Origin of the sequence: Clostridium sp. C8-1-8 (assembly GCF_009928445.1) — a bacterium.
Taxonomy (GTDB): domain Bacteria; phylum Bacillota; class Clostridia; order Clostridiales; family Clostridiaceae; genus Clostridium_AR.
The window spans coordinates 12,558-25,086 of the sequence record NZ_JAABNO010000034.1 but is presented as its reverse complement, the minus strand read 5'-3'; the positions used below and the strand labels follow the sequence as shown (position 1 = coordinate 25,086).

The following is a 12,529-nucleotide window of genomic DNA, read 5'->3' as shown; positions in this document are numbered from 1 at the left end:
TCCCCCATTACTTATAAATTGTCAATCCAGTTTGGCCAATTAGATATATATTTTTGAAGTTTATGTCTTTATCAAAATTCTCTTCAATATTATTTAAAACCTCATCGTTAAATCTTATACATATACCACAGCTCTGAGTTATGTATGTTGGTGTAGGCATAACCATTATATTTAATCCCTTGTTTTTTATAAACTTCTCTGTACCTATAGCATCATGTGTATTCTTAAAAACCATTATGTATTCTTTCATAAAAATTAGCTTTATATAAGCCTTTCCCTCCTATTATATATAATTATAATTCTCTAAAGAGTAAAATATATTAATATTAATGCACTAATATTACTTAGCTGTGGACTTTTCATTAGTGAATTTAATATTACAATCAATTATAATAAATATTATAACCAATTGAGTACTAGTTTTCCTTATTTTTATTAAAGATTACTAGCTGTGTAATACTAATTTTATCACAGTATTAACTTAATTCTTAACAATAGTTTTCATACACTTACTTAATTTGCATTAATTATATATATATTGTCTAGAATTATATTAGGATCTACTAGCTACTCATCTAAGAAATATATACAATTTCATAAAAAGTGCTCATTTTTAGTTTATATTTTATTCATTATATATGGTTAAACTTAGATATATAAATTAATTTATATACAAATATTTTTCCATTTTATTACAATTAATATTTTAGTATATAATTTATTTTCAATATATTACCATATGAGTTAATGTCAAATATTATAATTATTATGAGCATTGATAAAATAAAGCAACATCTTCAACATACAATTGTTTAGAGTAAAGGATGATTTTTATGAGTATTTATTTAGATAACGCTTCTACTAGCTTTCCAAAACCATTGTCAGTAAGCCAATCGGTTTATGACTTTATGATTAATAATGGTGGCAATGCCGGAAGAGGTGCATCTGCATCATCACTTAAGAGCAGTGAGTTAGTATATGAATGCAGAGAAGCTTTATGTAACTTCTTCAATTTTGATAAAACAGAAAATGTTATATTTACACAGAACATAACCCATTCTTTAAATATACTTCTACTTAGTATCATAAAAGATGGTTGGCATGTTATAACATCATCTATGGAACATAATTCTGTTTTGAGACCGCTGACCTTATTAAAAAATCAAGGAAAGATAGAGCTTGATATTGTACAATGCAATTCAGAGGGTCTTATAGATGTGCACTCTGTTGAAAAGCTAATAAGACCTAATACTAAGCTTGTAGTTTTATCTCATGCATCTAATGTGGTTGGCACTATTCAACCATTGGAACAGATAGGAGACCTGTGTAAACAAAATAACCTATTTTTTATCGTGGATACTGCTCAGTCAGCTGGTAGCACCTTAGTAGACTTTAAAAAATTAAACTGTGACGCTCTTGCTTTTACTGGACACAAAAGTCTCTTAGGACCTCAAGGCATTGGCGGTTTTTTAATAAATGATAAGCTGAATGAAATAGCATCTGTGATATTTTCCGGAGGAAGCGGAAGCATGTCGAGCTCTCTTATTCATCCAGATTATCTTCCGGATAAATTTGAATATGGAACCCTTAACTTGCCAGGCATAGTTGGACTCAAAGCCGGTATAGAATTTATAAATAAAGAAGGTCTATCTTCAATCAGTTCAAAAGAAAGACTCTTGACTAATAAAATCTTAGATATTTTTTCTGACTTTAAAGAAATTGATGTGCTAGGCTATAAATCAACAGATCAAAAAAGAACTTCAGTTATATCCTTTAACGTTATAAATAGAGATCCATCTGAAATTGCTTATTTATTAGACAACCAGTATGGAGTAATCACAAGAACTGGCTTACACTGTGCACCTCTAGCTCATAAAACTATTGGAACATATCCAACAGGCACTATTAGATTAAGTCCTGGATACTTTAATAGCTTAGATGAGGTAGATATCCTATTTAAAGCACTAATAAATATTATAGGAGGTAATTGATGGACAAATTGCAACAACGGATTGAACGACTAGGTGTATTCTTTATTATTTACACCTTATTTTTCTACCTATTTTTTTCTACACTAAAATATACTATTCCCTTTGTATTAGCTATCTTATCAGCTTTACTACTAAGGTATCCTACAAGACTTATGATCGAAAAATTAAAATTTAATGATTGGCTAGCATCTCTATTGAGTACTCTAGTGTTCTTTGGTTTTTTTATCTCATTAAACATAATCATATGGACATCTATAGTTAATGAATTAATAGGACTTATAAGGTATCTCCAAAAGCTTATAGCTAATAATTCATCAGATATATATAACTATTTTATGTCCTTACAAGATTATCTTTCTCACTTGAATATTGATCCTAGTATAGTTGATACAGTTCAGAAGAATCTTTCATCTTCAGCAACTAGGATTATAAATCTAACCATAGGAGCTGGCTCATCTTTAGTTCAATCTATATTAACAGTCTTGAGTTATGTACCTTATATTGGTATGGTTGTAATATTCACTCTTATTACGACTTACTTCTTTACTAAAAAGGTAGCCATATCCACAACCTCAACCTTATTAAGTTTTATACCAATTGGAAATGAAAAAATATTACTAGTAATAAATCATGTAAGGAAAATGTTAAAGAATTATATATTATCCTATCTGTTAATAATATTTATAACATTCATTTTTACCTTTATTGGTTTTACCATATTTAGAGTAAAGTATAGTTTAATCCTAAGTATTTTATGTGCTGTGTTAGATTTACTTCCTGTACTAGGAATTCCATTGGTATATATACCATTAGCTATAATGAATGTTTTATCAAAAAATTATGTAACTGGTTTTGGAATATTAATACTATATGCAATTGTTTTTTTTGTTAGGCAAATAATTGAACCTAAGATTATGTCTACTTCCTTAGGGCTAAATCCATTAGCCGTTCTTGCTGCAATCTTTATAGGAATACAAGCAGGTGGAATAATAGGAATGTTATTTTGCATGTTCCTAGTAGTATTCTATGAAATCTTTAGAAAAGTTGATGTGCTATAGTATAAACGCCTCCTCTATTGGTAATAATTCCATTAGAGGAGGTGTCTTTATGTCAAAAAGATTTACAACAGACTCAACAAATATTAGTTCTCCATTTCTAATAAGAGATTATTTATATGATGAACTTACTCCTATTTTAAAGCAAAAAAGACCTGTTGTATGTATATGTATAGGGACTGATAGATCCACTGGAGATGCTCTTGGCCCCTTAGTTGGAGAAAAATTAAAATATATGATTCAAAGTGAAGTATATATTTATGGAAATCTTAAAGATCCGGTACACGCGAAAAATCTTAGTTCTGTTTTAGATGAAATTCAATGCAAGTTTAATAATCCCTTTATTATCGCTATAGACGCTTGTCTTGGTGATATTGATAACGTAGGTAAAATTTATATTGAAAAGAAGCCACTTTTACCTGGAATGGCTGTAAATAAAAATCTTCCTCCTGTAGGAGATATAAGCATATTAGGTGTTGTAAACATCTCAGGTAACTTAGAGTTCATGGTACTTCAGAATACTAGATTGTATACCGTTATGACTATTGCAGATGCTATATCTAGGGGTATATATCATTGTATTCTAAAATCTATAGGTTTCAAGAAAAATCCTGTTGAAGCGAAAATAGAGAGTATACTTTCCAAGTAATACTTCAAATTATAGTTGAGTATACTCTATTTATTAATATATTTTCTATATCATCTATGTCTTTACTTCCACTATCTATAATAAGTACACCTTCTGATTTATAGCTTTTACACGAAGGCAGGTGTGAAATATCTTCCTCTTTTAGATTACATATAATCGCATCATATTGCTCGTTACAAGATACAATGTTGTAACCTCTTTCTTCTAGTCCATTTTTAATATTTTTTAATTCATCAGAGACGTATAAATTCATATTTATTCCTCCTTTGAATACTAGTTTACCTTTATATAAGTATTTTATTCTATGTATACCTAAAAGTCGCTAATGTTTTCTACATTAGTGATTTTTAAAGCCCTTCTATCTGAAACAAATCATTTAATCCTACTTCATCACTCATATAACCTATTCTCCATAACCACTTAATTTCAATAATATCATTAAAAACAGCCTTTTCTTTATAATTAATGTAGATTTAGTGCTATATGTTTTTAAATATAAAAAGATGGCATCACTTATATGCCATCTTTTTATATTTAATTATTATATTAACCTTCATTTAATAATGTTATTAAAATGGTGTGGAAATATTATTCCGATCTTAGGATTAAGATATTAATTAATGTATATTTACTTTATTTATAGCCTGATTTAATACAGTAATTTCTTCTTCAGATAGGTCATATCTTGATATTCCCTTATCAATTGGTTTAGCATATGTAGTACTATCATTTCTACTATAGATACCCGTTAAAATAACTCCATCATTGTTGTCATCTAATATAGCTACTGAGAAGCTTAAATCACTTCCTACGTCTTCAAATGCTTTATATCTTACCATCGATATCTTTTGAACACAGCCCTTCATTTTTTCTTCTATAGTAGCACAATTATCTAATGCAGCTTGTGAGTTTTTATTAGCTTCATCTATTTTATCTAAGTAACTTGAAACCAATTCTTCTAAATTCTTATTATTTACGCCTCTCATCATTCTTCTATACTTCTTTTCAACCTTACCTAATGAATTAAAAAGAACAATAATTAATATAAAAAACAGTATAACTATTGCTGCAAGTGCTATTACTATATATGGCATAAGACTTTGTATGATACTAATTATATCCTCCATATTTACGTCCCTTTCTAAGATAAAATTATAAATGTTTCACGTGGAACATTTTAAGGCTTCATTATTTCAATTATTCTCTGTAAATCTTCTTCTGAATAATACTCAATTTCAATCTTTCCTTTGTTTTTCTTAGAGTTTATGTTCACCTTGGTACCGAAAAAGTTTTGAAGTTGATTTTGTATATCTTTATAATATGGATTCTGTATTTCAACTTCTTTCTTATCATCGGTAACTTTATCATTACTTAAGTATGATTTTATTATTCTTTCTATGTCTCTTACAGATAAGTTCTCATCAATAACCTTTTGGGCAAACTCATATTGTTTGTCTTTGTCACTAACAGCTAAAATAGCTCTTCCGTGCCCTTCACTAATTATCCCTTCAATAATATAGCTCTGCACTCTTTTATCTAAATTAAGTAATCTTATTGTGTTTGAAATAGCTGTTCTTGACTTACCAATTCTCTCACTTAACTTTTCTTGAGTAAGCGAAAATTCTCCAAGTAGCTTTTCATATGCTTGAGCTTCTTCTATTGCATTTAAATCTTCTCTTTGTATATTCTCAATTAAGGATATCTCTAATACTTCTTTATCATCTATATCCATTATGATTGCAGGCACTTCCTTTAGTGCAACTTGTTTCGCTGCTCTCCATCTTCTTTCACCGGCAATTATAATATAACTATCATTTTCTTTTTTTAAAATTAATGGTTGTATAATCCCATGATTTCTTATAGATTCAGATAGTTCGTTTATCTTATCATTGTCAAAATATCTTCTTGGCTGTTTATCATTAGCCTTTATACTATTCAGCGGAATCATAGTAGTTGATTTATTGTTGACTTCATCATTGTCTACATTATCATCTTCAGGAATTAAAGCTCCTAATCCTTTTCCTAATCCAAACTTCTTACTCACCTAATCACCCCTTCTGACGATCGATAAATTCATTAGTTAATTGCTCATAAGCCTCTGCACCTTTACACTTTTCATCATAAAGCATTATTGGTAAACCAAATGAAGGAGCTTCCGCTAATCTTATATTTCTCGGTATTGTAGTTTTGTATACTTTATCTTTAAAATATTTTTCTACTTCTTTATAAACCTCATTACTAAGATTTGTTCTCGAATCATACATGGTCATTATAACACCCTCTATATCGAGATCCTTATTCAATGATTTTTTCACTAATTGTATCGTATTGATAAGTTGTCCAACACCTTCTAGTGCATAGAACTCACATTGTATTGGTATCAAAACAGAATCACATGATGTTAGCGCATTTATAGTTAGAAATCCTAACGAAGGAGGACAATCTATAAAAATAAAATCAAAATCATTTTCAACTTCTTTAATCTTTTCCTGCAGTATTAATTCTCTTTTCTCTTTATTAATTATTTCAACTTCTGCACCTGCTAGTTCCATTTTCGCTGGAGCTATATACAAATTAGATACTAATTCGCTTTGTTTAATTATCTCACTTAATGCTATGTCGTTTGTTATAACATCATACATAGACTTTTCTAATTTTCTCTTATCAATTCCTAATCCGCTTGTAGTATTTCCCTGTGGATCTATATCAATAGCTAAAACCTTATATCCAAGCATTGATATATACGAACACAAATTAATATTTGTGGTTGTTTTTCCAACTCCGCCTTTTTGGTTAAATATACATATCTTTTTCATATTCAACTCCAAGTTATAATAACTTTGAGTCATCCACCTCCTTTCGTCATATATAAATATTATATATTTATATATGAAATATTTAAAGTGATTAATTATTAATTTTACTGTTTCACGTGAAACAATTAATACTTTTTTCTGGAATTCTTACATTCTTAGCTTATTTACTATTTTTTTATAATAAACATGCTTTATTATATTACTTTCCATGGAAACTTATATCTGTATAAAACAATTTATTTTACTTTAAAAAATATCACAGCGCTGTTGAATAATAAATGTTTTTCTCATATTACCTTTTTATTTATATAAAATAATTCTGTTAAACTATTCTATTGAAATTAAGTAGTAAGTTATTCAATACTTTAATGATCAATAAACCACTTTAAACCTTAAACACAAAATGACACTTTATATGAATTTATAAAGTGTCATTTTGATAAATTCCAATATGAGTAGTTTATTATAACTTGAGCAATTAATTAATATAGCTTAAGTATAATTACTAGCTCATATAGTATCTCTTTCTTAACCTCTTAATTTTAACAATATTATTAAACTAATGCAAACCTTACAGGTTCTTATATAGGAAAGGTGACTGAAGCAACCTTCTTCAATGACTTTTTGTCCATCTACCTTTCCTGTCCCATATGAGGAAGATCTTAAAGACGAATAAGGGCCTTTTTGTGTTTATCCGAAATAGCTGTTATAACCACTTGATATAACTAAACTTAGATCAAAAGAAATTAATTTTCTAGACGAAAAAAAGGCTACTACTAGAGTAACCTTTCTATCTACTTTGCCGCGTTCTTAGGTATATTAACTGTTATTTGAACATACTCACCACAGTCTTTTGACTTATATTCAGCTGGTATCTTAAACTTATCAAATACTTGCTTTATAGAATTAACATAAATCTTTGCTGAGAAAACTCCTGTTATTCTTTTCTTGCCTTCTTTAGATAGACTTTCCCCAGCTAGTTTTAAAAGTTCTTTGTTTATCAAGTCTTCAGTATTCTTTACATTAAGACCTTGTTTTATAACTTTATTAATAACCTTCAACTGCAATTCTTCGTTAGGTAAAGAAAGTAATGCTCTTGCATGTCTTTCAGTTAAATTATTTGATATGCAAATATTTCTTACTTCATCTCCTAGCTTAAGAAGTCTTAATTTATTTGCTATTGTAGATTGCTTTTTTCCTAATCTTTCTGCCAATTGTTCCTGTGTAAAATGATGATCCTGAATTAGATTATAGTAAGCTTCAGCCTCTTCCATAAAGTTCAAGTCTTCTCTTTGTAGGTTTTCCAGTAAAGCAATCTCTGCTGACTCAGAATCAGTTATGTCCACAATGGTACAAGGTACCTCTTCTAGATTGGCAAGTCTAGCTGCTCTCCATCTACGCTCTCCTGCAACTAGCTCAAATATCTCTCCTCTTACCCTTACAGTAAGTGGTTGAATTATCCCATGTTCTTTTATAGATTGAGATAGTTCATCAAGAGCCTCTTCATTAAAAAATTTTCTTGGTTGATAAGTATTAGGAATTATTTTATCAATATTGACATGAACAATTTCTTTATGCATTTCCCATCCATCCTTACGAAAAAAGTTAAAACACATCTTATTCCATTATTTAACAAATTCTTTATAAAATAGAATTTTCCTTCTTTTTACATCGAAAAATATTACGACAATATATATTATATTACTTATATTTCTATTATAAAACTACATATACTTCTATTTTATAGGTTTTTTTGTAATACTTCCAGCTTTTCTTGGATAAGTTTTTGGTGTTTCTTTCATTTTTTTGACAACAACTAAATTATGCTTTAAATCAGTATCTTCTATATTAACCTGGATTACTTCTAAAAGTCTTCCTCCTAAAGTGGCCACCGCATTTTTAGACTCTTCTAGTTCTTCCTCTATAGCCGGCCCCTTGAGAGCTATAAAGTGACCATTTACTTTCACGTACGGTATACAAAGTTCTGATAACACACACATATTAGCAACAGCTCTTGAAGTAGCAATATCAAAACCTTCTCTTAACTCACTTGTCCTTGCACCATCCTCGGCTCTTGAGTGAATTGTCTTTACATTGTTCAATCCTAACTTATTTATAACTTCGTTCAAAAAGTTGACTCTTTTATTAAGCGAATCTAGCAAAGTAACCTTTAAATCTTCTCTTATTATAGCTATAGGTATGCCTGGAAATCCAGCTCCAGTTCCTACATCTATTAGATTGTTTGCAGATTTAAATAATGGGGAATTAAACGCCTTTATTGAATCTACAAAATGTTTTTTTATTATTTGTTCATCTTCAGTAATAGCTGTAAGGTTAATCTTCTCATTCCATTCCTTAAGCAGCTCCATATATGTAATAAACTTATTATACTTATCTTCATTAAATTCTACATCAACAGAGCTACAAGCTTCTTCTAGTATATCATAATATTTCATTACTACACTTCCTCCATCGTATTACTATTTTTTCTGAAATAACCTTCTAGATATATAAGTAATACTGAAATATCTGCTGGCGAAACTCCAGATATTCTAGATGCCTGCCCTATACTTATAGGACGGATCTTTGACAACTTTTGTACAGCTTCAATTCTTAAACTATTAACATTACTATATTCAATGTCCTCAGGAATACGTCTATTCTCAAACTTCTTAAACTGAGCTACTTGTTCTAGTTGCTTTTCTATATATCCTTCATACTTAGCAACTATATCAACTTGTTCACCTATATCATATGGCAATTCTGGTCTATCTTTATCTAATTCTGCTACTGAGAAATAACTTAACTCAGGTCTCTTTATAAGCTCATACATGCTAATAGGTTTTCTAAGCTCTGCTGATCCTAATGATTCTAAGAATTGATTAACTTCTTGCTTGTTAGTAATCTGGAGATTTTTAAGTCTCTCTAACTCTGAATCTATATTGTTCTTTCTTGTCATGAATCTTTCATATCTTTCTTCAGTAACTAATCCAGATTTGTAACCAATAGGTGTTAGTCTTAAGTCAGCGTTGTCTTGTCTTAATAACAGTCTATATTCAGCTCTAGAAGTCATCATTCTATAAGGTTCATTAGTTCCTTTTGTAACTAAGTCATCAATTAGAACGCCTATATATCCATCACTTCTAGTTAATATCATAGGTTCTCTTTCCTTAACCTTTAAAGCAGCATTAATTCCTGCAACAATTCCTTGTGCAGCAGCTTCCTCATATCCTGAGCTACCATTTAATTGTCCTGCTCCGAATAATCCTTCAATGTTCTTAAACTCTAATGAAGGTTTAAGTTGAGTAGGATCTATACAGTCATATTCAATAGCATAAGCTGTTCTCATCATTTCAACATCTTCAAGGCCAGCTATTGTCTTAAGCATCTCAACCTGAACATCTTCTGGTAATGATGAACTCATGCCCCCAACATACATTTCAGAAGTATCTTCTCCTTCTGGTTCTATGAAAATTTGATGTTGGTTCTTATCTTGGAATCTCATAACTTTATCTTCAATAGATGGACAATATCTAGGTCCTACACCTTCTATTGATCCGTTGTACATAGGTGATCTATGTATGTTCTGTTTTATTATGTCATGAGTTTTATCATTAGTATAGGTTAGCCAACAAGAAACCTGTTCTCTATCTATGTTATCACTCATAAATGAGAATGGTATTATTCTTACATCTCCAGGCTGTTCAACCATTTTGGTGAAATCTACAGATCTTTTATTTATTCTAGCTGGAGTCCCTGTCTTAAATCTTCTAAGCGAGATTCCTAAATCCAAAAGACTTTTTGAGAACTCATTCGCAGGGAATAACCCATTTGGCCCTCCATTATAACTTACATCACCAATTATAATTCTGGACTTAAGATATGTTCCTGTACAAACAACGACAGCCTTAGTCTTAAAGTAAGCTCCATTTTTTGTTTGAACCCCTACTACTTTTCCGTCCTCTACATCTAATTCTATAACCTCAATCTGTCTTATATATAGGTTTTCTTGATTTTCAAGTACCCTCTTCATCCTTTGTTGATATTTCTTTTTATCAGCTTGTGCTCTAAGTGAGTGAACAGCTGGCCCCTTGGATGTATTAAGCATTCTTGATTGAATAAAAGTATTATCTATATTAATACCCATTTCTCCACCAAGTGCATCAACTTCTCTAACTAAGTGTCCTTTTGCTGTACCACCTATATTAGGATTACAAGGCATTAAAGCTATACTATCAAGATTCATAGTACATACCAGTGTCTTACACCCTATTCTAGCAGAAGCTAGTGCTGCTTCACAGCCAGCATGCCCAGCCCCTATAACAATTACATCATATTCTCCCGCTAAGTATTTCATATTAATTCTCCTATTTTCCAACACAGAATTCTGAAAATAATTTATTTACTAAGTCCTCTTCAAGTTCCGATCCAGTAATTTCTCCAAGTGCTCTTAACCCAGTTGTTACATATATAGAAATTAAATCTAAATACTCATGATTTTCAACCTGCTTTAAGGCAACATCACAGTTTTCTTTAGCTCTATAAAGAGCCTGCTTATGTCTTGTATTAGTTATTATTAAGCTCTCTTTATCTATGTTACCACTGAAGAATAACTGTTTTATCATATCCTTTAGATTATCTATTCCATACCCAGTAACTGTTGAGATATCTATCTTATTATTAAGTTCATCTATTTCATTACTTCTTATACTTCTATCTAAATCAACCTTATTACATAAAGTTATATACTTTTTATCTTTAATGAAGCTTAATATTTCTCTATCTTCTTGATCTAGTTCTCTGCTAACGTCAATCATAAATATTATTATATCAGCCTCATCAATCTTTTGTTTTGACTTTTCAACACCGATTTTTTCTACTTCGTCTTCAGTTTCTCTTATTCCAGCCGTATCAATAATTCTAACAGGTATTCCATCTAAATTTATATATTCTTCTATAACATCTCTAGTAGTACCTGGTATATTGGTAACTATAGCTCTCTTTTCTTTTAATAAAGCATTCAACAGCGATGATTTACCAACATTTGGCTTACCCACTATAACCATACTAAGTCCATCTCTTATTATCTTTCCCTCATCAGCACTAGATAATAACCTATTAATCTCACTTATTACAGATCTAAGGTTTTCCCCAACTCTTAAAGGTATGGTTTCATCTGGTTCTTCATCATCCTCTGTAAAGTCTACTGCGAATTCTATAAGAGCCAATACATTCAATAGCTTTTCTCTTAAAGCATTTATTTCCCGGGAAAGGGTTCCTTGACTCTGCATCATAGCAGCCTTCATAGATAAATCTGTTTTAGCTCTTATTATATCTATAACCGCTTCAGCCTGAGTCAGGTCTATTCTGCCATTTAAAAATGCTCTTTTTGTAAACTCACCTGGCTCAGCAAGTCTCGCTCCAGCCTTTATAACTTCTTGAAGAACGCTATTTGTAGATGTAACTCCTCCGTGGCAATTGATCTCTACAGTATCCTCAGCTGTAAAGCTTTTTGGACCCTTCATATAACTTATAATAACTTCATCAACTATTTCTTCTTTTGAATCTACTATCTTACCGTACCTCATAGTATAAGGCTTCATTTCTAATATGCTTGCATTGCTCTTTCCTCTAAAAATCTTAGATACTATATCTAGTGATTCATTGCCAGAAATCCTTATAATAGAAATTCCACCTTCACCTAGTGCAGTTGCAACAGCAGCTATTGTATCAAATTCTCTCATGCTGTCCTCCTTAATATAAAATTTAAATTTATAGTATCTCCTCTTAATATATGTACTGATAAAAAGGTCGCTAAAGTGTGATTATCTAATGAACTTTTTCACATCTGCCTTTCCCAATGTATATGTGAAAAACTGAGCAGCCAATAACTTTATCCAAAACTTTAGCTTCATATAAGCGTTTTTATATAATAACAGGTCATCAAACCCTCATAAACACTATATATTTATATAAATATAACAATTTATAAATATATAAATTTATCATCTTAAGAAG

The 12,529-nt window shown here is 30.2% G+C and carries 12 protein-coding genes; 3 read left to right on the top strand and 9 right to left on the bottom strand.

The features are described from left to right. Positions 1-7 precede the first annotated feature (7 nt). Positions 8-250, bottom strand: coding sequence for a DUF3343 domain-containing protein (locus GXK57_RS22825; protein WP_160680322.1), 243 nt, complete (start codon positions 248-250; stop codon positions 8-10). A 583-nt stretch (positions 251-833) separates the two neighbouring features. Between GXK57_RS22825 and GXK57_RS22820 the strand changes: the two genes are divergently transcribed. Genes GXK57_RS22820 through yyaC form a run of 3 tightly spaced genes read left to right on the top strand, consistent with a single transcriptional unit; the run spans position 834 to position 3,695 of the window. Next, positions 834-1,991, top strand: coding sequence for an aminotransferase class V-fold PLP-dependent enzyme (locus GXK57_RS22820; protein WP_160680321.1), 1,158 nt, complete (start codon positions 834-836; stop codon positions 1,989-1,991). Next, complete coding sequence (ytvI, locus tag GXK57_RS22815; RefSeq protein WP_160680320.1) at positions 1,991-3,049, top strand: sporulation integral membrane protein YtvI; 1,059 nt, start codon at positions 1,991-1,993, stop codon at positions 3,047-3,049. Before GXK57_RS22820 ends, ytvI begins: the two co-directional genes overlap by 1 nt. A 49-nt stretch (positions 3,050-3,098) precedes the next feature. Next, the gene (gene yyaC, locus GXK57_RS22810) at positions 3,099-3,695 is read left to right on the top strand and encodes a spore protease YyaC (protein WP_160680319.1); all 597 of its coding nucleotides are present in this window, start codon (positions 3,099-3,101) and stop codon (positions 3,693-3,695) included. Between the two features lie 4 nt (positions 3,696-3,699). Here yyaC and GXK57_RS22805 read toward each other — a convergent pair whose 3' ends face one another. The 8 genes from GXK57_RS22805 to mnmE form a co-directional block, all read right to left on the bottom strand. Next, positions 3,700-3,948, bottom strand: a complete 249-nt coding sequence (locus GXK57_RS22805; protein WP_128210867.1) for a YkuS family protein — start codon at positions 3,946-3,948, stop codon at positions 3,700-3,702. Between the two features lie 364 nt (positions 3,949-4,312). Next, positions 4,313-4,822 carry a DUF4446 family protein gene (locus tag GXK57_RS22800; RefSeq protein WP_160680318.1) on the bottom strand — a complete coding sequence of 170 codons (510 nt, stop codon included), beginning with the start codon at positions 4,820-4,822 and terminating at the stop codon, positions 4,313-4,315. A 50-nt stretch (positions 4,823-4,872) separates the two neighbouring features. Further along, positions 4,873-5,739, bottom strand: a complete 867-nt coding sequence (locus tag GXK57_RS22795) for a ParB/RepB/Spo0J family partition protein (RefSeq protein ID WP_160680317.1) — start codon at positions 5,737-5,739, stop codon at positions 4,873-4,875. Between the two features lie 4 nt (positions 5,740-5,743). After that, positions 5,744-6,511, bottom strand: coding sequence for a ParA family protein (locus GXK57_RS22790; protein ID WP_160680316.1), 768 nt, complete (start codon positions 6,509-6,511; stop codon positions 5,744-5,746). A 794-nt stretch (positions 6,512-7,305) separates the two neighbouring features. Then, positions 7,306-8,091 carry a nucleoid occlusion protein gene (gene noc / locus GXK57_RS22785; protein ID WP_160680315.1) on the bottom strand — a complete coding sequence of 262 codons (786 nt, stop codon included), beginning with the start codon at positions 8,089-8,091 and terminating at the stop codon, positions 7,306-7,308. Between the two features lie 156 nt (positions 8,092-8,247). Further along, positions 8,248-8,967 carry a 16S rRNA (guanine(527)-N(7))-methyltransferase RsmG gene (rsmG, locus tag GXK57_RS22780; RefSeq protein ID WP_160680314.1) on the bottom strand — a complete coding sequence of 240 codons (720 nt, stop codon included), beginning with the start codon at positions 8,965-8,967 and terminating at the stop codon, positions 8,248-8,250. 2 nt (positions 8,968-8,969) lie between these two features. Further along, positions 8,970-10,868, bottom strand: a complete 1,899-nt coding sequence (mnmG, locus tag GXK57_RS22775) for a tRNA uridine-5-carboxymethylaminomethyl(34) synthesis enzyme MnmG (protein WP_160680313.1) — start codon at positions 10,866-10,868, stop codon at positions 8,970-8,972. Between the two features lie 10 nt (positions 10,869-10,878). Continuing rightward, positions 10,879-12,255: a tRNA uridine-5-carboxymethylaminomethyl(34) synthesis GTPase MnmE gene (gene mnmE, locus GXK57_RS22770; protein WP_160680312.1), complete on the bottom strand. Its 1,377-nt coding sequence runs from the start codon at positions 12,253-12,255 to the stop codon at positions 10,879-10,881. Positions 12,256-12,529: the final 274 nt, after the last annotated feature.